Source organism: Emcibacteraceae bacterium, from assembly GCA_041396985.1.
Classification (GTDB): domain Bacteria; phylum Pseudomonadota; class Alphaproteobacteria; order Sphingomonadales; family Emcibacteraceae; genus Pseudemcibacter.
In genome coordinates, this window is record JAWKXO010000002.1 from 39,722 (window position 1) to 64,124 (window position 24,403).

Consider the following 24,403-nt stretch of genomic DNA (forward strand, 5'->3'; position numbering starts at 1 on the left):
TTTATTTGAAATATCTTCCTGACCTAAAAATAACCGACAATGGCGATTGCTGCTAGTCTCAATTATTTTTTTTATCTCAAAATAAGGATAATTTATCTCATTCTTGGATTAGGGGCTGACTAGCATCCGATAATTTCATCACATTTCTGTCCATCCGGGGTAAAGCAAACGGCGTGTAATGTACCGCCACGTCCACATCCCCCGTCAATTGTAGCCGTATAGTCACTGTCAATATCCATTCCAGCATTTTTATGGTCATAGCCCCTTATGACTTTACTGAAATTTGAAAATTTCTCATTAATGTCACCAAAATGACCGTTATCCCACCAAAACTGATCCTTTTGTAAGGTAAGTGGCCGTGTTGTATCAACACAGGCATGCACAAATAAAAGATTTCCGTCATCCGTTACACAGGCGCGTTTAAGATTGTTTGTCAGCTCAATATGCCCTGGGCAGGACTGTATTTTCCTTCTGATTCCATTTGTCCATTTGGTAAGGGCCATTGTGCCCTGGCGAACAATCGCCCTGGCCGCAGCTTTATTCTCACCGTAAGCAGAAAGCGAACTTCCCATTCCATGATCAAGCAACCAGTCCATTACGTTGGCAGGGTCAGGGGCAAAGTGGATTTGCAGAAGTTTAAAAAACATTTCTTCCCGTGCGCCACGTAAATAAACAAAATCTTCCGGCATAAAAACTTCCGGTAACGACATTAATGTCCGGCGGGCGATTAATATTTCATCATACGTTTCTTTATTTTGGTCACTATCCCCAAAATAATTCCCAAGATAAACCAGCTTATCGCCTTTACGGAATTTAGAAATCAGTATTTTATGAATAGACCGAAGTTTTTCGAGTTCGCCATGGATTGATCCGATTGCCCAAATACGTTTAGCGTTTTTTAAGATGCCGTATCTGTTATTATCCAGACCTGAAAAATCATTCACTTCCATAAATTTAAAAATTCCAAGATTTAGTTGCTTAACCTGTATGCTTTATCAATATTATATGTTTTATCAAACAAAAAAAGCCCGTTTAATAACGGGCTTTAAAGATTATTTTACTACGACTTTACGCCGCAATTTCTGGTGCAAGGACATTTTCCAGTTTAATCAGTGCTTCTTTTTCACAAATATCCTCGACAGCTGCAACTTCACGTGCCAGACGACTAATAGCCGCTTCAAAAATTTGCCGCTCACTATAAGACTGTTCTGACTGATCGCCACTGCGATAAAGATCCCGGACCACTTCAGCAAGGAATATAACACTACCAGAATTTATTTTGGTTTCATATTCCTGTGCCCGTCTGCTCCACATAGTCCTTTTAATTTTTGCTTTGCCTTTTAAGGTCTCAAAAGCTTTATCCATTGTTTCCTTATTTGAAATGCTCCTCATTCCGGCACCGGCCGCTTTATTAGTCGGCACACGAAGTGTCATTCTTTCTCTTTCAAAGCGGATAACATAAAGTTCAATGGACATTCCTGATATTTCCTGTATCTGAATATCAATAATGTTGCCAACACCATGTTTAGGATAAACGATGTTCTGATCGATGGAAAATTCCAATTTTTCAGATTTAGCCATAAAAAAACTCTCCGTAATAATTCGGGACCATCACCTGAAATAAAGGTGGATTAAATTGCCCCACAAAATTAAAAAAATATATTTATCACATAACTGTAATATTTTTTGCTAGATGACCTTAACTATGCATACAGAAATAAAAAAATTTAACAAATTTCCAACCAAAGCCAAATATACACTTCGGTAATAAATTTTTATTATTTTGAATTATTGATTTAGAATCAGTAAGTTAAAAAAGTCCCTATCAATCAGTCACGCTCTAACGGGATATAGTGTAACATATTTTTAACAAAAATCCTACCCTTTATATCACATATAATATAATGCTTTATATTGTGATACCGGATAATTGCAGAAATTTGAAAATTTTTATGAGCCTTCGCCAGGGTTCTCACTGAAATATTTTTTGAATTTATCCCCTTCCGAGATAAAATCATCAGCACCTGGCATTGGGTCTCTTTGTTCAGTAATATTTGGCCATTCATCGGCATATTTTTCAGCCAGCTCAACCCATCTTTCCATGCCTTCTTCCGTATCCGGAAGGATGGCTTCGGCAGGACACTCAGGCTCACAAACACCGCAGTCAATACATTCGCTTGGATTAATAATCAGCATGTTTTCACCTTCGTAAAAACAATCGACCGGACAGACTTCAACACAGTCTGTAAATTTACATTTAATACATGCTTCTGTGACAACGTATGTCATTGAGCTCTCCTAATTTACATATTTGCGATAATGTAAATAAATTTACATATTAAGTTGCATATAACATTTTTCTCAAAAACGTCAAATTGAATATTAAAAATAATAAATCCTGTATCTGAAAGTGTGAGAAATCAAGCGATTATCAAAGCAGTAAATACACTCAGCTTAAGTTTTTATCTCTCATGACATTTTTTCTGATTTCACCACTTTCTTTATCCGAAATATAGAGTAACCCGGCTATACGACGCATCAAGTTACTTTCATAATCATCTTCATTGCCATCTGCAAAGACAACCTCCCAGAGCATCTGCATGATATAGGCCCGCCCTTTTTCGTCGAAGTGATTTTTAATTTCTTTTGTGAAAGATAAAATCTGAATGGACTGGCTTTGTCTGTCCTCTGCGAGAGAAAGAAGCTCATAGGCCTCTTCCTTGCTTAAGTCCATTTTTTTAGTAAGTATCCTCTCAATGGCATTTCTTTCCACTTCTTCAAAATCACCATCCTGAACGGCAACCTCAACCATTAATGCCGCGGCAGCCAGTTTTTCAGCATCTACGTGCTTGCTTCTGCCATGACTTTCCGATGTGGCACTATCACCAAATATACTGCCGATTTTGGTTAAAATTGACACCTGAATTTACCCTTTATTTTTCAAACAATGATTTTGTCATTAGTGAAATAACCTCTTTTGCCAAGGCTCTTTTATCTGCGTCTGCCGGTATATCATCATTGCTGACATCATTAAGAAGCAGATTTGAAAGGCCATGAACCAAAGACCAACAGGTCAACCTTACCAGTTCCACCGGCTTTTGGGGCGCATTTGGCAATTTCATACATTCCCCAACAACAAATTCTACTATTGCATAGCCTTTTTGTTCAATTTCAACAAGGGTGATGTGTTTATCTTTCCTCTCCAGATTGCCACCAAACATGAGCCGGAAATGTGCAGGATGTGCATCGGCAAAATCATAATAAGCCATCCCCATGTTAATAAGTCGCTCAACAGGTTCACTCGTTTGCTCGCAGGCCGTTTTCATTTTTTCCTGCAGAATATTTGAGCCTTCCTGAATGAGAACCACGATAAGCGCCTCTTTATCTTCAAAATGGCGATATGGTGCCGTTTGCGAAACACCCGCTTTTCTTGCCAGTGCCCTTAGGCTCAGGTCCTGTAACGTTCCCTCTTTCAGGATATCAAGTGCAGAAGAAATCAGCACTTCACGCAAATTCCCGTGATGGTATGTGGATTTTTTTATATTCATATTCACTTAATTATATTGTTCCCTGTAATCATTCTAGGAATAATGTTTACAGTGTCAATATAAATATTATAACATACACTATTGCTCAAGAATAAGCTTTTGATCTTTAAAGGAAAACCTGTCCAGCCTGTTGAGATAATTCATTCCCAAAAGTGAAACTGAAAGCATCCCTTCTCTGGCAACAAAGGCTTTTACATCATAAAGCTCAATAACGCCGACGCTGACAACATCAAGTGTTACCGGCGCCATGGTTGTCTGACCCGCCGCCGTATTGACCGGAATGGTATAATCACTTTCATGAAGATTGAGATTTAAATCTTTGGCATCCTGCTGGCTTAAAGTGATATAGCTGGCGCCTGTATCCACAATAAAAAGAATATTCTGACTGTTGACATTCATGTCAAGCCAATAATGACCGTCACCACTTCTTTGGACTTCCATTGAATTGACCACATTTGCCTTACTGGTCACTTTGCTGGCATTACCCCCATCTTTTGCTTTCACATATTTGTCAAGCATCATAGTGAACTGATCACCATAATTGATCACCATAATTACGGCAATGCCGCAAAAAAAGACCAGTTTTAATATAAGGCTCATGGACCAACCTCCGCTCTTTCAATTTTCTTAAACAAAAATCTTTTATCCGATTTTAAAAATAGATAGATTTTTATTGGCTGAAGCAAATAGTCTTAGTGAGCTTTTCTTTTCTTTCGGCCAAGAAACCCTATTCCACCAAGAGCGGCACCAAACATAATCAAAGCTGGTGGCAATGGCACAGGGGAAACCTCAATCGCTGCCAGGGCATAATCATCCATTCCAATGTTGTCATTCGTACCACCGGCTGTAAAAATAAGCTTGTTCGTCGTTATCTGAAGACCGTTTACGCTTAACATTCCACTGTCACTGCCCGGAGTTTCCGAAATCAACGCATCAAAAAACATTGCTCCCCCGTTGTATGTTACAATGGCACGTTCTCTGGTATCACCGTTTGCGCTTGAAAATAAATCCAGAAAAGACAAACCTGTTATACGGACCATTGATCCAAAATCTATGATGAGCTGTTCATTTCCTATTGTGATTTCATCGTCACCAATACCAAGACCATCTTTTTGGCAGGCCAAGCCAATACAGCTGTTACCGTCCTGATTTTGTCCCCAGGACAATGTCCCGCCAATAGCACTAATTGAATAAGTGGTATTTCCAATGAAGCCATTATTGCCGACATAGGGGTTTTGCGTAAAATCAAGTGTTGCTGCATCAACCTTAAGAACTGAAATAAGCAGTACAAATGAAATCAGAAAAATTGATTTAATGGAGTTTTTAACAAAGAAATTCATCCCGCACCTTCATTCATTAAATTTCAGTAATTGTAACAAAAAGCGGTTAATAAATTGCTGATTTAATTAATAAAATCTGGCTTGGCTGATTTTGTACCCCTAACCTATTGGAACTTAACAAAGGTAATGGTTAATTTTTTGTGAACGCTTTTCTGAGCACTATAAAAAATACGCGTTATCCAATAACAAAAGATACGAATCACCAATTTTTATTCATGAGCTTATCAATTGCCCGCCTGTCACTTTTGGTGGGACGGCCGGACCCTTTTTCCCTATGAACTATGTTGTCGTGAATTTTATCTTTCTGTTTCGGACGAGGTGGGGTTAAATCCTCATATAGCATCTGTGCTTCAGGTGCCGGACCACGGCGAACCCCTAATGAAACGATTTTTGCAATCAGAACTTCATCTGCCCGACTGAAGGTCAAAATATCATCCGGTCTCACAAATGTACTGGATTTTTTACAAATAGTGCCATTAATTCGTACCTTACCGCCTCTGACCATTTTGCTGGCAAGCGATCTTGTTTTATAAAACCGGGCATACCAAAGCCACACATCAACTCGCTGTGTGTCAGGCGCACCGGTCATATTATTTTTTTGCCTTTAGCTGATCTTTAAGTCCTGCCAGCGCTGCAAACGGCGAATCCGGGTCCAGCTTAGTCTGTTTGGATTGATTATTTTTCGAAGCATGATGTTGAGGACCCTTGCGTGATGACTTATTTTTGGGCTGCGGCTTTTTGCCCTTTGCCTGATAAGGTTTTCTTGTCGGCTTTTGTTTATGCTGATTTCCTTCGGGATTATGCGTGAAAATAATAACCTTTTCTTCTGTATCCGGCTTTTCTTTTTCAGCTAGTTTTTTCTCAGAATCCAAAGTCTCTTTTTGTTCTGCTTCTTCGCTTTTATGATCTTCATCAGCCTGCATATTGTCTGTTGTTTTTTCTGATATTTCTTCTGATTTCTCAACGTCGGTTTTATCTATACGCTTTGCCAGAATTTCAGCGGCTGCCGGAGCATCATATTCTTTTGCTGAATAACCCAGGTAGCTCATAATTTCTTTAAAATCGTTGCCACTGGTTCCAACAAGGCTCATTAGATCAGGATCCATTGGAAACGGGCCATTCATGGATATTTCACGGGCCGCATTAGCAAGACGTTCAAGCATATCCAGACGGACAGCATTATTACCCACGACCCGATATCCCGAGACCTCATAAAATACCCGAGATGCATTTTTATCAACCTTTATTGTGCACAGACCTGCTGGCGGAATATCCGGCAATTTATCCTGATCGTTATGTAGTGCCCAGAGGAGAAGTCTAAGCTGAGCAGGTGCCGGTTTTAACAGCGACGGAATATATAGGCTGGTGGCTCCAAGCCAGACCCCCAGTTTTTTCAGCTGAAAACGACCGCTTCCATCCACATCTTTAAAATCTTTGGCAATAAGCCGTCTTGGGATCGTGCCAAGTTTTTCAACCATTTGAAAGGCAATTCCCCTTGCCATGCCGCTGATCCGCTCGTTTCCTTCATCATCTTTGGCACCATCCACCGCTTCACGAAGTGCAAAAAGTGGTGCCAAAATATTTTCAATATACGCTTCAAGCCAACGATCAAGTTTGGCCTGGACTATATTCAGGGCATCCCCTTGTAAGACGGGTGTTGGTTGTACAATTGCCTTTGGACTTAAAAGCGATGGTCCTTTAACCACCTTGCCAACTGCAATTCCACGCCAGTTAACTGTGCTTTGTGTTAACGGGTCGCCATATATCAGACTAATTTCAGCATCTTCAGCCAGACTGAATTCTTCGACCCGCTTTTTTATTTCTTCTGCAAGAACCTTATTTGCAGCATTTCTTAGGGTGTTACTGTCTTCCCCAAAAGCACCGACATCTTCCTTAAACTGGAACCCTTCAATAGTGCCAATAAAATGGTCTTCTACATAAACACTGCCATCTGTTTCAACATTTGCCATTAATTTTCCCTTTTGGCGCAATTCCCGCATCAGTACTGACGTACGTCTGCTTACAAAACGATTTGTTAACCGTTCATGTAGCGCATCTGATAGCCTGTCTTCAATAACTCTTGTTTCCGATTGCCAATATTTTTGATTTTCGCACCATCCTGAACGGTTGGCGATATAGGTTAAAGTACGAATATGCGCAATTCTTGATGACAGGGTATCTATATTGCCTTCAGTTTTTTTATAAGGCGCCGCCATATTGGCAATCCAGTCTTCTTTTATCCTGCCGTGATCCGCAGAAATCTGACGATAAATGCCCATACACAGTTTGGCATGTTCATCATCCGACACTTGCCTGAAATCCGGAATCTGGCACACTTCCCACAACATTTTAACAGCTGCCGGCCCGCCTAACATTGGCTTTATTTTCTGATTTTCACTTAAGCGCCTGAATGTGTCCATATCGAGCTTTTCCATCGTGCGTGTTAGCCCGGATTTATCAGGCGCACGTTCAAGTGAGCGAATCACTGTGTCCGGCCTGGTGAAGTCTATAAATGAATTTCGCCACTGAAATACGGTTAGAGGGGCAAACTTATGGTTTTCAATAGCAAATACCACTTCCGGGTCGAGTCCGGTCTGATAATCTGCCCCTTCGGTCAGGCAGCCAAATGTTCCGTTATTCATATAGCGACCCGCTCGGCCCGCTATTTGTCCAAGTTCTGCCGGGCTAAGATCCCGCATCTGATGACCATCAAATTTGGCAGTGGCAGCAAAGGATACATGATCAATATCCATGTTCAGGCCCATTCCAATCGCATCCGTTGCAACCAGAAAATCAACATCACCATTCTGATAGAGGGCAACCTGGGCATTTCTGGTTCGCGGGCTTAAAGCGCCGAGCACTACGGCAACCCCACCCTTGGCCCGGCGCAGCATTTCGGCATAGCCATAGACATTATTGGCACTGAAGGTAATCAGGGCGCTTCTGCGGGGCAGGCGAGAAAGCTTCTTCGGTTCGACATAAATAAGTTCTGAAAAACGGGGACGGCTGATAAAATCAACATCAGGGATAAGCCGCTTGATAAGCGGGCGGGCCGTCTCAGAGCCTAAAAACATGGTTTCCTGCCGCCCGCGTGCCCGCAGCAAACGATCTGTAAAAACATATCCCCGGTCATAATCGGCGGCAAGCTGCACTTCATCAATGGCTAGAAATTCAACCGTTTTTTCAATGGGCATACTTTCAACGGTGCACACATAATATTGAGCATGTTTTGGAACAATTTTTTCTTCGCCGGTGATTAGGGCCACATGCGCGGTCCCTTTTTTCTCCACAATACGGTCATATATTTCCCGGGCAAGAAGCCTGAGCGGCAACCCGATCATACCAGAGGCATGACCGAGCATCCGCTCAACGGCGAGATGAGTTTTGCCGGTGTTGGTCGGGCCGAGAACCGCTTTAATGTGACTTTTGGTCTCAACCGCTCTGTTTGATAATTGTTTCATGGGCGCGGCTTATCATAAACAGCCTTAAAACCCAAGATTAATATCACCTGTTAGGATTATCGGCCGTATTTTTTCAGAATTTCCCTGACCTTATCTACCGGCAGTTCTTGCACTGTCCTCATCTTGCCTGTTCTGGCATCTTCACTGCTCACTGTTCTCGCCATCAGCAATGAATTGTAAATCGCCTCTTCTGTCGCTTCTGCCACGGCCTGGAATAGGGGCGAGACATTGTCATTGGGAATGGTTTCTACCAGGGCATTATTATTTCTACGCTCTTCAGTTCTTCGAACGCTTTCTGCCGTTGAAAAGCTTATTACATAATCACCACTTCCGTTTGTCATTGATGAGCCGGTTCTGGCAAGGCCCGTAAGGGCACGTTCCCCCAGACGTTTCAAATTTCGATCAGATAGTGGGGCATCCGTCGCAACAATCATCATGATTGAGCCATCGGCAGCATCGCTGTCTACATAGTCCTGCAGATAATATTGATTAAGCTCCTCGCCAACTGGAACACCATCCATTTTCAGAATGCCCCCGAAATTGCTTTGTATCAATACCCCGACCGTATAACCGCCGAGCTTCTCAGGCAATATTCTTGACGATGTTCCGATACCCCCTTTCCAGCCAAAAGCGATTGTGCCCTTACCGGCACCAACGTCCCCTTCTTCTACAGGGCCACTTTTGGCATTTTCAATTGCCTTGATTATGATATCCGCTGTCAGGTGACGACCTCTTATATCATTTAGGCCTGAATCATTGGTTTCCCCGACGATGGCATTTACTGAACGAACGGCTTCATTACCGGGTTGCGGTAATGTCCAGTCAAGAATGGCATCAGCAGCCCTCGGGACATTTAATGTATTGGTCAGAACAATCGGTGTTTCAATTTCCCCCAGTTCATGGATCTGGGTATAGCCCATCATTTTGCCGAACCCGTTTCCGATCACGGCAGCTGCCGGAACCTTATCCTGATAAATATTACCGCCATGTGGCAGGATCGCTGTCGCCCCGGTTCGGATTGTTTTTCCTTTATCAAGTGTGACCTGCCCGACCAGAACCCCTTTTACATCAGTTATTGCATTATACTTTCCGGTCTTCAATATTCCCGGTTTAATACCAATATCACGTGCCCGAACCTGTTCTGCCAAAGCCTGAAGGTTGAAGAATGCGAAAATGAATATGCTGAATAGAATTTTATAATACATTCGGTGTTAACTCCTGATTTTTTCAGACACTATAATGCAAACTATTATTATATAGAAACGAATAAAAATACTTTATATTTTAATGATTTTTGACGTAATTTCATTTCTTTTGTTTATTTATTTATAGCATTATGTATTTTTTTTATGTACAATGTTCACATTTATTAAAACAAGGTGAGTTTTATGGAACTTCAGGACAGCGAAAAAAAATTACTAGACTTATTGAAGATCGACAGCCGAATGAGTGCTGCTGAGCTTGGTCGCAAGCTTGATCTGGCAAGATCAACCATTCATATGATGCTGGGGCGACTGGAAGAAAAAGTGATCGACTGCTATACCATCAAGCTTAAACCTGATGCTATAAAGAATGAGGCCCGATGCTATGTTACAATAACCCGGGACCCTAAGAAATCTGCGCAAATTGAGGAGGCGTTATATAATATGCCTGAAGTGGATTGCCTTGCCACCGTGGCCGGTTCAATTGATCTGATGATTCTGGTTCGAACAGATAATAATCAGCAGATGGATGCTGTTCTGACCAACATTGCAATGCTTGATGGCGTCATCAATACTGAAAGTCACATTATTTTGTCATCAAAGTTCAATAGAATGCCCTATTAATTTATCATATGATCATAATTTATTAATTAATGTTCATATTAAATTGACAATTGTTCATAATTTATACAATATCGTTCATAGATTTAAAGTTATTCTATTAAATTACAAGAATAAGAATTTTGAACATAAAGTTTGACGAAATATATAAGTGTTCAAACATTCGTCAGATTAAATTGAAATTTACGAAGGAATGAAAGACATGATGAATAAACAGGAAATTTACACTGCCTTGGGGCTAACGTCCGCTGAGGTAGAAGGCGGCAATCTAAAGGTTCATAGCCCGATCGACGGTTCTGAGATCGCGAATGTTAAAATGGATACAGTTTCAGAAGCTGAAGCAAAAATTGCCAAATCCGTTGAGGCCTTCAAAGCCTGGCGCAATGTGCCGGCGCCACGTCGTGGTGAACTTGTGCGTATACTGGGAAACATCCTTCGTGATAAAAAAGAAGCACTTGGTGCGCTCGTAACTCTTGAATGCGGTAAAATTTATCAGGAAGGGCTTGGGGAAGTCCAGGAAATGATCGATATCTGTGACTTTGCTGTTGGTCAGAGCCGTATGCTTCATGGCCTGACAATTGTGTCAGAACGCCCGCTGCATAAGATGCGTGAAATTTGGCAGCCGCTGGGTCCGACCGGGATTATCAGTGCCTTTAACTTTCCGGTAGCCGTATGGTCCTGGAATGCGGCCCTTGCACTGGTTTGCGGCAATTCACTTCTTTGGAAACCTTCTGAAAAAACACCTGTTACCGCTCTTGCCTGTCAGAAACTGTTTGAAAAAGCCTGTGCCGAGTTTGGTGCGGATGCGCCCAAAGACCTTTCACAAATTCTTATTGGTGAGCGTGATATTGGTGAAGTGCTGACGTCGGATGAGCGCGTACCGCTGATCAGCGCGACAGGCAGCTGTGCAATGGGCAAAATTGTTGGTGCCAAGGTTGCCTCCCGCTTTGGCAGATCAATTCTGGAGCTTGGTGGGAATAATGCCATTATCGTATCAAAACATGCCGATCTTGACCTTGCTTATCAGGGGATCGTGTTTGGTTCTGTTGGCACCTGCGGTCAACGCTGCACAACAACCCGTCGTCTTTTCATCCATGAAGATGTTTATGATCAGATTGTTCCGCGCATTAAAAAAGCCTTTGCCGGTGTTTCCATTGGTAACCCGCTTGATGAAAAAACACTGATGGGTCCTCTCATTGATGAAGACGCCTTTAATAATATGCAAAACGCTCTTAACGTTGCGAAAGAAAATGGCGGAAAAATTACCGGTGGCTCACGCGCCCTAGGCAATGAATATCCCGGTGGATATTACGTCAATCCTGCCCTAGTTGAGATGGACGGTGATGATGCCAATATTAAGACCGAAACTTTTGCCCCAATTTTATATGCCTTTAAATATACTGATCTTGAAAATGCCATCGCCCGGCAAAATGATGTTCCGCAAGGGCTTTCTTCGGCAATTTTCACGACCAATATTCTGGAAGCCGAAATGTTTACTTCTGAATTCGGTAGTGACTGCGGTATTGCTAACGTTAATATTGGTACCAGCGGTGCCGAAATCGGCGGCGCTTTCGGCGGTGAAAAAGAAACCGGCGGTGGCCGTGAAAGCGGATCTGATGCCTGGCGCGGCTATATGCGTCGTATGACCAGCACCACCAATTACTCAACCAAACTGCCTCTGGCACAAGGTATTAAATTTGATGCCGATTAAATCTTAAATACCATTATAAATCCATAAAGCCCGTCCTGAAAAAATTTCAGTGCGGGCTTTGTCATTTCCCCACTATTATTTTGTTTCATTGATCTATAAAATCCGCTATGACTTAATGATATTAATAATGATAATTAATAAGAATAAATGATGACGAGATATTTAAGTGACTTGAGAATTGGTGAAACCAGCTTTATTGCCGGTTTTGATACCAGCCGTGTTAAAGACAAGGAATTTGCAGCAGACCTAGAAGATCGCCTGCTTGAAATCGGGTTTGAGGAAGGTCTTTCCATTGAAGTTCTGCATCAGGGCCCTATTGGTGGTGATCCTATTGCCGTAAAAATCGGTACCATGACCATTGCCCTCAGAAAAATGGAGGCTGCGGCTATCATTCTGGGAGAACAGAAATGACAGCTCTCCGAGTCGCCCTGATCGGTGCTCCAAATTCCGGGAAAAGTTCCCTTTTTAACACCCTAACCGGCAGTCACCAGAAAGTAGCAAATTATCCAGGAGTGACCGTTGAGCGCCGTTCAGGCACCATGACTACAGAAGGCGGGCATGACGTTAAAATTCTCGATCTTCCCGGAATTTACAGCTTAAATGACCGCAGCCTTGATGAGAAGGTCAGCAGGGAAATTATCACCGGCGTACACGAAATGGAACAGCAACCCGAAGTTCTGGTCTGTGTCATTAATGCCGCCAATATCCGGGTTCACCTGCGGCTTGTGCTTGAGCTAAAAACATTGGGACTTCCGATGATTGTTGCCCTTAATATGCATGACCTTGCTACACGGGACGGCATTGAAATTGATGTGGACCGTTTGGCTGAAGAACTCGGACTTCCGGTAATAACCACAATCGCCGTAAGAAGAAGTGGTGTCGAAGCCCTTAAAGAATTTCTGAACCGTGACGCCAGCGCTTATGCAAAACCAATAGGGATAAAGTCAGATAAATCAACCCGAGCCCTGCAAAAAGAAGCGGGACGGATCACTTCCCTGGTCCAGGTGGCTGAAGGCGGTCATCATAAAATGACCCGTATTCTGGATAGTGTGGCCCTGCACCCTGTTATTGGCCCCATTTTATTCTTTGTTATTTTATTTTTCATGTTTCAGGCGGTCTTCAGCTGGGCAGAAACCCCTATGGATTTGATAGAAGGGGGATTTGCAGCACTGGGTGAGGTTATCGGCGAAAATCTTCCTGACAACTGGTTTCGAAGCTTTATCCAGGACGGACTTATTGCCGGTGTTGGCAGTGTACTTGTGTTCCTGCCTCAGATTATCATCCTGTTTTTATTCATTCTGACATTGGAAGCCAGCGGCTATATGGCCCGTGCCGCTTTCATCATGGATAAATTAATGGCAAAAGTTGGCCTTAATGGACGTGCTTTTATTCCACTTCTTTCCAGCTTTGCCTGCGCAATTCCGGGTATTATGGCAACCCGAACCATAGCAAACCACCGTGATCGCATCACAACAATCATGATCGCGCCGCTAATGACCTGCTCAGCGCGGCTCCCCGTATACACATTGATGATTGCCGCCTTTATCCCCAACAAACCGGTGCTTGGATATTTCGGGCTCCAGGGCGTCGTGTTTTTCACCCTTTATCTCGCCGGAATTGTCAGCGCAATCATTGTCGCCGCCGTTATGAAAAAGACCATCACCAAAGGAACTTTGCAGCCGTTTTTGATGGAGCTGCCAAAATATCAGATGCCACGATTAAATCATGTGTTGCTTGAACTATGGCAACGGGTCCGGGCTTTCCTGCGCCGCGCCGGAACTATTATTTTATATGCGGCCATCGCCCTCTGGGCTTTAACCCTTTATCCATTTGCTCCAAAGGATGCGACGGAACCAGACATTTATTACAGTTTTGCAGGTATGATCGGCCGGGCGTTACAGCCGATATTCGCGCCGCTTGGATTTAACTGGGAAATTTCCATTGCCCTGGTTCCCGGCATGGCCGCCCGCGAAGTGGCGGTTAGTGCGCTTGGCACCGTTTATGCCCTGCAGGGTGATGAAGATCAGGTCGCCCAAAGCCTATCTACCGTGCTGCAGAATTCCTGGCCCTTGCCAACGGCGCTTGCCTTTTTGGCCTGGTATATTTATGCGCCGCAATGCCTCGCCACACTGGCGACGGCAAGACGCGAAACCAACAGCTGGCGCTGGACCGCTTTCATGGCCGGATATCTCTTCGCGCTCGCTTATCTGGTGGCAATGATTGTCAATATCAGTGCAAAAGCCCTAATGGCGTAAAAACAAAAAAGCCCCGCATAAGCGGGGCTTTTAATTTCAAACTATTGGAAAATGGCTATCCTCTTTTTCTACTGTTCCTAATAGCTTCATATGTTGAGTGAGCATTTCTATTTGCCTGTCTAGCATATTTTTGACGCTCAATCTCTGTAGTAGCAGGATCTCTTGCAACTCTAATGGCCGCATTTGAAACAGTTGTATCGAAAGTTATATAACCATCGCTTGAGATTTCCCAAGCACACGTTTCATTCCTAGCCATATCTATCTCCTTTACCATTATAATATATCATCAAAGTGTTACTTATCAATTAAATTCAAACTTTAGTATTACTTGCTATTATGTCTTTAATATGTTGATTGTGTAAAATTGCAGATACTACAGAGGATGCTAAATTTACAAATTGAGCATACGTATTGGGTTCAAACCTTCCTTTGTGATTACTTGTTGCAGCTAACACACCAATCTTATTTCCTGAACCATTAAATAATGTAACAGAGGAAAACGATTTATAAAGTTCTTCATCATATTCTTTTAATTTAGTTTGCGGCGCTCTAAATGCATTTGCAACATTTGATTCAGTTGCATCAGCAGTACATATAGTTCCTCCTTGATTAAAAGCTATTCCTACATGTCCTTCACCAGGTTTCCACACTCTTGAATTATTATCTACAATTTTTTTACCTGAGGTCGTCTCTTGCTTCCATAGAGGTAATAATTCATCTTTCATTTCATCATAAATATACAAAACGAACTTAATATGTTCTTTTGGCTCTAATAATATTATTGAATCTTCATCTTCCGTCACTACCGAAAAAATATCATTGAGACTATCTTTTAAATTTTTCGGATCATTTCTTATGTTATCAGCCAAATATGGGATTTGATTAATCCAATTCTTTGAATAAGAAGCTAAAAATGTCTGTAATTTCAAATCGCGTTCAGCATCTTCCAACATATTCCTTTTCTCTTGGTATTGTTTATAAATATCATTGGAATATATTAAAACATCATAAGTTGACTTGCTGCTATATATAACAAATGAACCAAATATAAGTTGTAATATTATGAGAGCCGCTAAAATAAACCAAAATAACTTATCGTAATTTGTAAACCATTCACTTTTAAAGGTAGTAACCAGCGCGAAAAGAATAGGTAATAAAATTGTGGCTAATACACTACACCGCTTCAAAAGCTTTGTATGAGCTTCCGATTGGCCCCTAACACTTTCCCAAATTTTATCTAATAAATCTCTTGGTTTTCTCAATTATCGCCCCCTAATAATTGTATTTACAAAATAAATTCTCCCCACATATATGTCAACTCTATAGGAATACTTACTTAAAGATAACCTTTTTAAAAAATTATTCTGCCTGAACCAGCTTGTTTTTTAATGTTCCCACCCCTTCAACGGTTATTTCATAGGTATCACCCGGCTGCATCGGCCCGGTATCGCCCATAGTGCCTGACCAGATAATGTCCCCCGGCTCCAGCGTGAAATACTGGGAAATATAATGAACCATATAATTAAAGTCGAAAATCATTCCCGAAGAATTAGCCCCTTGTGATTTTACACCATTATGACGGCCTTCAATATCAAGGTCGGTATAATCAAGGCCGGTAACCAGATAAGGTCCAACCGGATTAAAGTTCCTTGATCCTTTTGCACGGGTCCACTGTATGTCATTGGCTTGCCAGTCACGCTCAGACCCGTCATTACCAATGGTCACGCCATAAATATATTCATGCGCTTTATCAAGCGGGACATTTTCGGCCTTTTTCCCGATCACCACAACCATCTCTGCTTCATAATGGAAATTTGTGGCTCCCTCTGGGCGCACCATATTTTCACCCGGACCAATTATAGAGTTTGCAGGAACCGTAAAAAGCCCCGGCTGCTTTGTTGTATCCTTGGTAATACCAAAAGTTTCCTTTTTATGACTGCTGTAATTAAAGGCGGTCATAAAGGAAAGTTTCGGGTCCACCGGTGCCTTTAATTTCACTGAATTTTCAGAAACAGAAGCCCCTGTTCTTTTACCACCTAAATAAGGGGCATCTGATAACTGATAAATTGTGCCGTCTGCAAGTTCCCCCCAGGAAACAGCACCATTTTGTTCATAACGCACATATTTTTCCGCTGATGCAATACTCGTCACCAGCAGTGCCGCGAGAACCCCCGCGGCAACAGTTTTTAATTTCATAGTCTTATTTTCCTTGTTCAACTTTATTACTTAGGACGCCTACGCCCTCTACATCTACTTCATAGACATCACCGGGTTCCATTTTCTTGGTACTACCCATTGTGCCGGACCAGATAAGATCCCCCGGCTCAAGGGTGAAATATTTGGATATATAATAAACCATATAGTTCATATCAAAGAGCATATCTGATGAATTCTGACCCTGAACCCGTTCCCCATTCAGACGACCTTCAATTTCCAGATTTGTATAATCAAGCCCTTTTACCAGAACCGGACCAACCGCGTTAAAGCCGTCGGTCCCTTTGGCACGAAGCCATTGAATATCATTTCGTTGCCAGTCCCGCTCAGACACATCATTGCCTGCTGTCACGCCAAAAATATAATCTCCCGCTTTTTCAAGTGGCACATTTTTGGCATGTTTGCCTACAACCACAACCATTTCTGCTTCGTAGTGGAGATTTTTACTTTCAGCCGGGCGGACAATATTGTCTTCCGGGCCAATAATGGAATGGGCCGGAACTGTAAATAGACCCGGATATTTTGCCGGCTCGCGGTCCCCGATATGGCTTTTAAAATTAAGCGCTGTCATAAAAACGAGCTTTGGCTCAACCGGTGCCAGTAATTTGACATCCGCGCGCTTAACTGATTTTCCGGTGCTTTTCCCTTCAAGATAAGGGGCGCCACTTAACTGTTCAATGGTATCGCCTTTAAGTTCGCCCCATGAAGCCATACCGTTTTGTTCATAGCGAACATATGTCTGTGCTGATGCATTACCGGCAATCATAAGTGCCGCCAACAGACCCGCTGTAACTATTTTAATCATACGTCTCTCCCTTTCAATTGCCCGGTTTACTCACCCTGGACAATCTCGTTTTTTAAAATTCCGACACCTTCGATTTCAACTTCGTAAGTGTCGCCCACGTTTAGTTTTTCAGATGTTCCGATTGTCCCGGACCAAATCATATCCCCTGGATTGAGAACAAAATATTTTGATATATAACTTACCATTTCATCAAAATTATGGATCATATTCGATGTATTGCCGCGTTGCCTAACTTCGCCATTTAGCCGTGCGGTAAGGGTCAGATTTTTATAATCAAGACCTGTCTGCAACACAGGCCCAACAGCATTAAGCCCAGCCGCCCCTTTGCCGCGAAACCATTGTATGTCCGCATCAATCCAGTCCCGCACTGAAACATCATTCCCGGCAGTGACGCCAAATATATACTCTGAGGCATCCTCAACTGAAACGTCCTTGGCCCGTTTGCCTATCACAATTACAGTTTCAGCTTCATAACCAATATTTGCACTGTCGGACGGATGGACAATATTATCCTCTGGCCCGATCAGAGTGCCGGCAGGAACCATAAATACCCCTGGATAGGGCGTTGTTTTTATGCTGGCCGGGGGAATATGGTCCTTATAATTAAACGCAGTCATATAAACATCTTTGGGATCAACTGGCGCCAGCAATCTGACTATAGAGAGCTTGACTGTATTTCCGGTTTCCCTTCCTCCCATATAGGGCGCATCCGAAAGCTCAAGAATTAAATCCCCTTTCAGCTCTCCCCAGTTTATTTTTCCGCCCTGTTCATAACGAACATAAGTCTCTGCCGATGCAAATGATGGCCATATTAAAACCATCAATGCCAGAGACAAAAAATGCTTATAATTATATTTCATGTTCGGTCCCGAATTTATATTATTATATGCAAAGATCGTAGTCTGGAATTCATAGAATGTCAAAGTGACATTGATTAACTTTTTGACCTTAAATCCCATTGAATATGTTCCAATAGTTATTATAGTGTAGTTTAACAAATTGGATCAGATACCGGAGAAAAAGGTTCATGAAAATTCTTGTCCCCGTTAAGCGCGTGATCGATTATAACGTCAAGGCCCGCGTCAAATCAGATAACAGTGGAGTTGAGCTGGCAAACGTCAAAATGTCAATGAATCCGTTTGATGAAATCGCTGTTGAGGAAGCCATCCGCATTAAAGAAGCCGGAAACGCCGAAGAAATTATCGCTGTCTCCATAGGCCCGGACAAGGCGCAGGAAACACTGCGAACCGCACTTGCGATGGGCACTGACCGCGCTATCCTTGTAAAAACAGACGCTGATGTTGAACCCCTTGCCGTCGCCAAAATTTTAAAAGCCATTGTCGCGGAAGAAAATCCGGAAATTGTTCTGATGGGAAAGCAGGCCATTGATGATGACTGCAATCAGACTGGCCAGATGCTGGCGGCTCTTCTTGGATGGGGGCAGGGAACTTTTGCCTCCAAAGTCGCAGTTGACGGTAAGTCAGTGAATGTCACACGGGAAATTGACGGTGGTCTTGAAACTGTGAAGCTCACATTGCCTTCAGTGATTACAACTGACCTTCGGCTCAATGAACCCCGTTATGCGTCGCTGCCAAATATTATGAAAGCAAAGCGAAAGCCGCTTGATGAAAAGACACCAGATGATTATGGCGTTGATATTTCACCGCGCGTTAAAATTTTAAAAGTCGAGGAACCAGCTAAGCGCAGTGCCGGAGTAAAGGTTTCTAGCGTATCCGAGCTGGTCTCAAAACTTCGTGACGAAGCAGGAGTAATATAAAATGACCGTACTTGTAATAGCTGATCACGACAATAAAGACATTAAAGACAGCACATTAAATACTGTCACTGCGGCCAGGTCGTTTAACAGTGACATCCATATTCTAGTTGCAGGTTCCAACTGTAACAACGTTGCCGAAGCTGCTTCAAAAATAAGCGGTGTGGCAAAAATTCTCTTTGCCGATAGTGCTGACTATGAACACCCCCTTGCTGAAACAATAGCCCCGCTGGTTGTCAGCATTGCCGATGACTATGACCAGATCATGGTCGCTGCTACGACAACCGGTAAGAATTTTTTGCCCAGGGTAGCTGCTCTCCTTGATATGGGACAGATTTCAGACATTATTGCCATTGAAAGTGATGATACCTTCAAACGTCCTATTTATGCAGGAAATGCGATTGCAACAGTACAGTCATCGGATGCTAAGAAACTGATTACCGTCCGCACAACAGCATTTGCCGCTGCGGAAATGGGAAATGGCAATGCCGAAGTGGTAAAAATTGATGCAACGGCAAATCCTGGCCTTTCCAGCTTTGTCAGCGCTGAGCTGAGTAAATCAGAACGCCCTGAACTGACCAGTGCCAAAATCATCATTTCAGGTGGCCGCGGTATGGGAAGCGGGGAGAATTTTTCTTTAATAGAAAGCGTTGCTGACAAACTTGGTGCAGCAATTGGAGCTTCCCGCGCAGCAGTCGACGCCGGGTATGTGCCCAATGATTATCAAGTCGGTCAGACCGGAAAAATTGTGGCCCCTGAGCTATATATTGCTGTTGGTATTTCAGGTGCCATTCAGCATCTTGCAGGAATGAAGGACAGTAAGATAATTGTCGCCATCAATAAGGATGAGGAAGCCCCGATTTTTCAGGTTGCAGATTATGGATTGGTCGCTGATTTATTCACTGCCCTTCCCGAGCTTGATAAGGAACTTTCCTGATGGTTAAAAAAGTCGGTATCGTTGGCGCCGGACAGATGGGCAATGGCATTTGCCACGTGTTTGCCCTCGCTGATTTTGACGTCCTTCTTAGTGATATCAGTCAGGATGCATTGGATAATGCACTAGAGACAATTGAAAAAAATATGCAGCGGCAAATTGATAAGGAAATTATCAGTCAGGAGCAGGCCAAATCGGCACTCAGCCGAATTAAAACGACTATTGGCGTCGCTGATTTTACCGATGTCGACCTTGCCATTGAAGCCGCAACAGAAAACGAAGACGTTAAAAAAGCGATTTTCAGGGAACTGAGCGGTATTTTAAAACCGGATGCTATCATGGCGACCAATACATCATCCATTTCCGTTACACGGCTGGCATCGGTCACTGACCGGGCGCATAAGTTTATTGGTGTTCATTTTATGAATCCTGTGCCGGTGATGGCACTGGTTGAACTGATCCGGGGTATTGCGACGGACCAGACAACTTATAAAACAATTGAAAGTATAATTAAAAAGTTAGGAAAAATTTCTGTTACCTCCGAGGATTTTCCCGGTTTCATTGTCAACCGCATACTAATGCCGATGATCAATGAGGCGGCCTTTACATTATATGAAGGTGTCGGCACAATTACCGATATTGACAGGGGAATGGAACTTGGCACCAATCACCCTATGGGTCCACTTAAGCTTGCTGACTTTATCGGCCTTGATACCTGTCTTGCTATTATGCAGGTCCTTTACGAAGGAATCTCGGACAGTAAATACCGACCAAGTCCGCTGCTTATTAAATATGTCGAAGCCGGCTGGCTGGGTCGCAAAACCGGTAAGGGGTTTTATGATTATAGTGGCGACGAACCTGTCCCGACACGCTAAAATGAGAACCACATGAAAAACCTGCACCGTAACCTGCTGATTATTTCTGCCCTTGTTGCCTCATTCCTTGGGGTATATTCATTTTATCTGGCATCTCAGGATTATGCCGCTGATAGCGTCATATTTAACACAAGCAAAGATATAGCCATATACGGCTATGATACTGTTGCTTACCAAAAACAAAAATCCGCAATAAGGGGAGAGGAGAAATTCCAGGTTGACTGGGCGGGGTCAACCTGGTTTTTCTCAAGTCTTGAAAACCGCGATCTTTTTGCAGCGGCGCCTGAACGTTATGCCCCCCAATATGGTGGATATGATCCGCTCGGCGTTTCCGAAGGATATACGAACCCAAGTGACCCGGAGGTTTTCACTGTTGTCGCCGGGCAACTCTTTTTACATTATTCACAGGAATTTAAAGACCATTGGGAAAGTGATCGTGGGACCAACATGATCCTGGCCAACAGCAATTGGGCGTTTTTACGGCCCAAATTGCTGGAGATGCAGAAAAAATAATTGAGTTACCAGATTTTTACCCGCTTTTCAGGTGGAATATAAAGTTTGGAATCCGGTCCAATATCAAAAGCCTTATAAAAGGCATCGACATTGAACACCACACCATTAATTCGGTATTGGTCCGGCGAATGTGGATCAGTAGCAATCTGCTGTAACAGCGCCTCATCACGTATTTTTGACTGAAATGCCTGGGCCCAGCCAATAAAGAAACGCTGGTCACCGGTCAACCCGTCAATAACAGGGGCTTCTTTCCCACCCAGTGATTTTTTATAGGCTTTATAAGCGATGCTAAGACCGCTAAGATCACCGATATTTTCACCAAGAGTGTATGTGCCGTTGACATGATTATCCTTGATAGGCTCAAAAGCGTCATACTGGGCGATCAACCGATCAGTGCGTTCTTTAAATTTTGCCCTGTCTTCATCTGTCCACCAGTTATCAAGCTTTCCATCACCATCATAATGACTGCCACTATCATCAAACCCATGCCCTATTTCATGTCCAATTACACCGCCAATACCCCCGTAATTGACGGCATCATCCGCTGCCATGTTGAAAAATGGCGGTTGCAGAATTGCGGCCGGAAAAACAATTTCATTCATGGTCGGGTTATAATAGGCATTCACCGTTTGCGGATACATGCCCCATTCGGTGCGGTCAATTGGGCCACCTAATTTGGCCAATTCCCGATTATGTACGGTTAAAGCCGACCGTTCGATATTGCCTGCCAGATCTGCCGCACTTATATCCAGCATAGAATAATCTTTCCACTTATCCGGATATCCTATTTTCGGAGTAAATTTGGCAAGCTTTGCCAAAGCTTTCTGTTTTGTTTCTGCGCCCATCCAATCCAGATTAATAATACTGTCACGATAAGCATCAATCAGATTTTGGACAAGTCCAACCATTCTAGCCTTGGCATCCGGTTTGAAATGTTTCGATACATAAACTTCGCCAACAACTTCACCAAGATTATTGCTGACGACGGCCGTTGCCCGCTGCCACATCGGTCGCTGTTTTTCTGTGCCCCCTAGCGTTTTACCATAGAAATCAAAATTCTGGTTATCCATTTCTTCGTTTAGGCGGCTTGCCATATCATTGATAAGTGACCATTTTAAATAATCTTTCCAATGATCAAGGCTTTCACTGACCAACAGTGAATTGATCCCTTCGAGAAAGCTTGGTTGGTTGACGATAATTTCAGGGATATCGGGCACACCTGTTATTTTAAGATAGGAGCCCACATCCAAATTGGACATTAACGTTTTAAAATCAGCAATTTGAATTTTATTATATCGTTTATTGGCATCCCTGTTATCTTCTTTCTTCCATTGATCCCCAGCAATTTTTGTTTCAAGATCAACCGCAACTTTTGCCACTACCGCGGCATTGTCAATTCCGGCAAGAGAGAGCATCTTTTCGACATGCTCAAGATATTTTTGCCTGATCTCAACAGATCTATCATCATCTTTGAAATAATATTCCCGGTCCGGAAGACCGATACCGGACTGATAAACATGTAGTGCATAGGCGGTCGGAATTTTGGCATCAACATCGACATAAAGAGCAAGCGGCGTATTAAAGGAATATTTCCCTGCATCAGCAAAATATTCTGACAAGCCTTTCAAATCCGAAATTGCATTTATATCATCCATACGTGCTTTAAGCGGGGTAATGCCCAAAGCATTCCTTTTATCTATATCCATATAGGATTTATAAAGATCGCCCACTTTCTGTTCATTGGTGCCTTTGGCTGCTCCGGAAGCAGAGGCTTCCTCAATGATAGCACGCACATCGGCATCCGCGCCATCACGCAATTTATCAAAAGAACCAAAGCGCCTTTTATCAGCCGGAATTTCCGTTTTTTTAACCCACCCCCCATTAACATAAAGATTAAAATCATCGCCAGGTTTTACGCTTGTATCCATATCATCAAAGTTAACACCGGAAATTTTTGTATCTTCGTTTCCCTGCGCTTTTTGATCCGTTGATGTTGAATTATCACAAGCTGAAATTAAAAAGGCCAGAATGACTATACTTACGTATTTAATCTTATTCATAATAATTCCTGTCCGTATTCCCCAATTTTATATATCAATGCGCGTAATTCTGTAATATCTTTCCCCGAATAACAAGAGAATTTCTCTTAATAATTGGTCATAAAAATTTAATGTAAAAAAAGCTTGAACTTATCAGATTATAATGTTATGTTATATCGTCTCTTAAAAAGATTGTGTTGATGGAGACCTTAATAACTTCCCCCTCTCTTTTCGGCTCGCTTATTCCCGTAAGTGGGCCGAAATATTTATGACCATAAAATATTGGCAACTATAATTAATACGCTATAATTTCTTATAATATTTTTCTAATGGACTCCATTGATGTTTCAGGATGTAGTGGACTTAAACACTTTTTATAGCTCTCCTCTGGGTAAGATTACGACACGGCTGATCCGTAATCAGATTCGCACTCTATGGCCTTCCGTCAAAGGGATGGATATTATGGGTCTTGGATATGCCGTGCCATATTTAAAACCATTTCGTGATGAGGCAAATCATATTGCGGCCATTATGCCAACTTTGCAGGGCGTAATGCGCTGGCCACGCTTTAGGGAAAATGTCAAAGATGAATATGGACGTTATCAGGGAAATCTTGCTGCATTGGCAAGAGAAACCGATCTGCCGATAAAGGAAGCCAGTATGGACCGGGTCATTCTGGTTCATTGTCTTGAACATACTGATCATAGCAAACAATTGTTACGTGAAATATGGCGCAGCCTGGCACCCGGTGGCAAGGTCCTAATAATTGTTCCCAGCCGTCTTGGTCCGTGGTGCCGTTCTGAAGCAACACCTTTCGGTCATGGTATTCCATTTTCTACTGAACAGATTAAAAAAATCCTGATCAATAATATGCTTACCCCAACCAGATGGACATCGGCTTTGTTTTTGCCTCCATTTAAAAGCAGGACCATGTTAATGGCACTGGCAACACTTGAAAGCACAGGACAGAGATGGTGGAGCCAGTTTGCCGGAGTCCTCATTATTGAAGCAGAAAAGCAAATATATGCCGCCAATACAAAACAGCCTCAGAAACAGGTCGTCGCGCAGCCGGCCATGGCCGGCTCCCCCATGTCGCACCATGAATAAAGGC

At 42.8% G+C, this 24,403-nt stretch carries 25 protein-coding genes; 9 read left to right on the forward strand and 16 right to left on the reverse strand.

All coding sequences use genetic code 11. The features are described from left to right. Positions 1–119: 119 nt before the first annotated feature. The 10 genes from R3D86_04800 to R3D86_04845 form a co-directional block, all read right to left on the reverse strand. Positions 120–950: a hypothetical protein gene (locus R3D86_04800; GenBank protein ID MEZ5757520.1), complete on the reverse strand. Its 831-nt coding sequence runs from the start codon at positions 948–950 to the stop codon at positions 120–122. A gap of 118 nt (positions 951–1,068) precedes the next feature. Then, a complete protein-coding gene (locus R3D86_04805) occupies positions 1,069–1,581 on the reverse strand; it encodes a CarD family transcriptional regulator (GenBank protein MEZ5757521.1) in 513 nt (170 codons plus the stop codon). 369 nt (positions 1,582–1,950) lie between these two features. Further along, positions 1,951–2,289, reverse strand: coding sequence for a ferredoxin family protein (locus R3D86_04810; GenBank protein ID MEZ5757522.1), 339 nt, complete (start codon positions 2,287–2,289; stop codon positions 1,951–1,953). Positions 2,290–2,449: 160 nt separating this feature from the next. Further along, entirely contained in the window at positions 2,450–2,920 is a 471-nt protein-coding gene (locus tag R3D86_04815) for a TerB family tellurite resistance protein (protein MEZ5757523.1), read from the reverse strand. Between the two features lie 13 nt (positions 2,921–2,933). Continuing rightward, positions 2,934–3,548, reverse strand: coding sequence for a TetR/AcrR family transcriptional regulator (locus R3D86_04820; GenBank protein ID MEZ5757524.1), 615 nt, complete (start codon positions 3,546–3,548; stop codon positions 2,934–2,936). A gap of 78 nt (positions 3,549–3,626) precedes the next feature. Further along, a complete protein-coding gene (locus tag R3D86_04825) occupies positions 3,627–4,148 on the reverse strand; it encodes a TIGR02281 family clan AA aspartic protease (protein MEZ5757525.1) in 522 nt (173 codons plus the stop codon). A 92-nt stretch (positions 4,149–4,240) separates the two neighbouring features. Beyond that, positions 4,241–4,888: a hypothetical protein gene (locus tag R3D86_04830; GenBank protein MEZ5757526.1), complete on the reverse strand. Its 648-nt coding sequence runs from the start codon at positions 4,886–4,888 to the stop codon at positions 4,241–4,243. Between the two features lie 199 nt (positions 4,889–5,087). Next, the gene (locus R3D86_04835) at positions 5,088–5,477 is read right to left on the reverse strand and encodes an RNA-binding S4 domain-containing protein (GenBank protein MEZ5757527.1); all 390 of its coding nucleotides are present in this window, start codon (positions 5,475–5,477) and stop codon (positions 5,088–5,090) included. Between the two features lies 1 nt (position 5,478). Next, positions 5,479–8,349, reverse strand: coding sequence for a helicase-related protein (locus R3D86_04840; protein ID MEZ5757528.1), 2,871 nt, complete (start codon positions 8,347–8,349; stop codon positions 5,479–5,481). A 56-nt stretch (positions 8,350–8,405) separates the two neighbouring features. Then, positions 8,406–9,554 carry a P1 family peptidase gene (locus R3D86_04845; protein MEZ5757529.1) on the reverse strand — a complete coding sequence of 383 codons (1,149 nt, stop codon included), beginning with the start codon at positions 9,552–9,554 and terminating at the stop codon, positions 8,406–8,408. A gap of 183 nt (positions 9,555–9,737) precedes the next feature. On the opposite strand from R3D86_04845, the gene R3D86_04850 reads away from it, so the two are divergent. The 4 genes from R3D86_04850 to feoB all read left to right on the forward strand — a co-directional run bounded on the left by R3D86_04850 (position 9,738) and on the right by feoB (position 14,138). Continuing rightward, on the forward strand, positions 9,738–10,175 hold the full coding sequence (locus tag R3D86_04850; protein MEZ5757530.1) for an Lrp/AsnC family transcriptional regulator: 438 nt from the start codon (positions 9,738–9,740) through the stop codon (positions 10,173–10,175). Positions 10,176–10,374: 199 nt separating this feature from the next. Further along, complete coding sequence (locus R3D86_04855) at positions 10,375–11,883, forward strand: aldehyde dehydrogenase family protein (protein MEZ5757531.1); 1,509 nt, start codon at positions 10,375–10,377, stop codon at positions 11,881–11,883. 147 nt (positions 11,884–12,030) lie between these two features. Beyond that, positions 12,031–12,294: a FeoA family protein gene (locus tag R3D86_04860; protein MEZ5757532.1), complete on the forward strand. Its 264-nt coding sequence runs from the start codon at positions 12,031–12,033 to the stop codon at positions 12,292–12,294. After that, positions 12,291–14,138 (forward strand): ferrous iron transport protein B, encoded by a 1,848-nt coding sequence (gene feoB, locus R3D86_04865; GenBank protein MEZ5757533.1) that lies wholly within the window; start codon positions 12,291–12,293, stop codon positions 14,136–14,138. Before R3D86_04860 ends, feoB begins: the two co-directional genes overlap by 4 nt. 55 nt (positions 14,139–14,193) lie before the next feature. Here the strand turns inward: feoB and R3D86_04870 are convergent, their stop codons facing one another. The 5 genes from R3D86_04870 to R3D86_04890 all read right to left on the reverse strand — a co-directional run bounded on the left by R3D86_04870 (position 14,194) and on the right by R3D86_04890 (position 18,017). Further along, on the reverse strand, positions 14,194–14,394 hold the full coding sequence (locus tag R3D86_04870; protein ID MEZ5757534.1) for a hypothetical protein: 201 nt from the start codon (positions 14,392–14,394) through the stop codon (positions 14,194–14,196). A gap of 55 nt (positions 14,395–14,449) precedes the next feature. Continuing rightward, entirely contained in the window at positions 14,450–15,400 is a 951-nt protein-coding gene (locus tag R3D86_04875) for a hypothetical protein (protein ID MEZ5757535.1), read from the reverse strand. Between the two features lie 97 nt (positions 15,401–15,497). Continuing rightward, entirely contained in the window at positions 15,498–16,334 is an 837-nt protein-coding gene (locus R3D86_04880; GenBank protein ID MEZ5757536.1) for a fumarylacetoacetate hydrolase family protein, read from the reverse strand. A 4-nt stretch (positions 16,335–16,338) separates the two neighbouring features. Then, positions 16,339–17,157: a fumarylacetoacetate hydrolase family protein gene (locus R3D86_04885; GenBank protein MEZ5757537.1), complete on the reverse strand. Its 819-nt coding sequence runs from the start codon at positions 17,155–17,157 to the stop codon at positions 16,339–16,341. Positions 17,158–17,183: 26 nt separating this feature from the next. Next, positions 17,184–18,017 (reverse strand): fumarylacetoacetate hydrolase family protein, encoded by an 834-nt coding sequence (locus R3D86_04890; protein MEZ5757538.1) that lies wholly within the window; start codon positions 18,015–18,017, stop codon positions 17,184–17,186. Between the two features lie 167 nt (positions 18,018–18,184). Here R3D86_04890 and R3D86_04895 point away from each other — a divergent pair, with 167 nt between their 5' ends. The 4 genes from R3D86_04895 to R3D86_04910 are packed head-to-tail and all read left to right on the forward strand — an operon-like array spanning position 18,185 to position 21,253. Then, positions 18,185–18,934: an electron transfer flavoprotein subunit beta/FixA family protein gene (locus R3D86_04895; protein MEZ5757539.1), complete on the forward strand. Its 750-nt coding sequence runs from the start codon at positions 18,185–18,187 to the stop codon at positions 18,932–18,934. A 1-nt stretch (position 18,935) separates the two neighbouring features. Further along, a complete protein-coding gene (locus tag R3D86_04900; protein MEZ5757540.1) occupies positions 18,936–19,868 on the forward strand; it encodes an FAD-binding protein in 933 nt (310 codons plus the stop codon). Beyond that, entirely contained in the window at positions 19,868–20,740 is an 873-nt protein-coding gene (locus R3D86_04905; protein MEZ5757541.1) for a 3-hydroxybutyryl-CoA dehydrogenase, read from the forward strand. The genes R3D86_04900 and R3D86_04905 overlap by 1 nt, the downstream gene beginning before the upstream one ends. Positions 20,741–20,752: 12 nt before the next feature. Beyond that, a complete protein-coding gene (locus tag R3D86_04910) occupies positions 20,753–21,253 on the forward strand; it encodes a YHS domain-containing (seleno)protein (protein ID MEZ5757542.1) in 501 nt (166 codons plus the stop codon). A 5-nt stretch (positions 21,254–21,258) separates the two neighbouring features. Here the strand turns inward: R3D86_04910 and R3D86_04915 are convergent, their stop codons facing one another. Further along, on the reverse strand, positions 21,259–23,313 hold the full coding sequence (locus R3D86_04915) for a M13 family metallopeptidase (protein ID MEZ5757543.1): 2,055 nt from the start codon (positions 23,311–23,313) through the stop codon (positions 21,259–21,261). Positions 23,314–23,634: 321 nt separating this feature from the next. Between R3D86_04915 and R3D86_04920 the strand changes: the two genes are divergently transcribed. Beyond that, positions 23,635–24,399: a class I SAM-dependent methyltransferase gene (locus tag R3D86_04920; protein MEZ5757544.1), complete on the forward strand. Its 765-nt coding sequence runs from the start codon at positions 23,635–23,637 to the stop codon at positions 24,397–24,399. Positions 24,400–24,403: the final 4 nt, after the last annotated feature.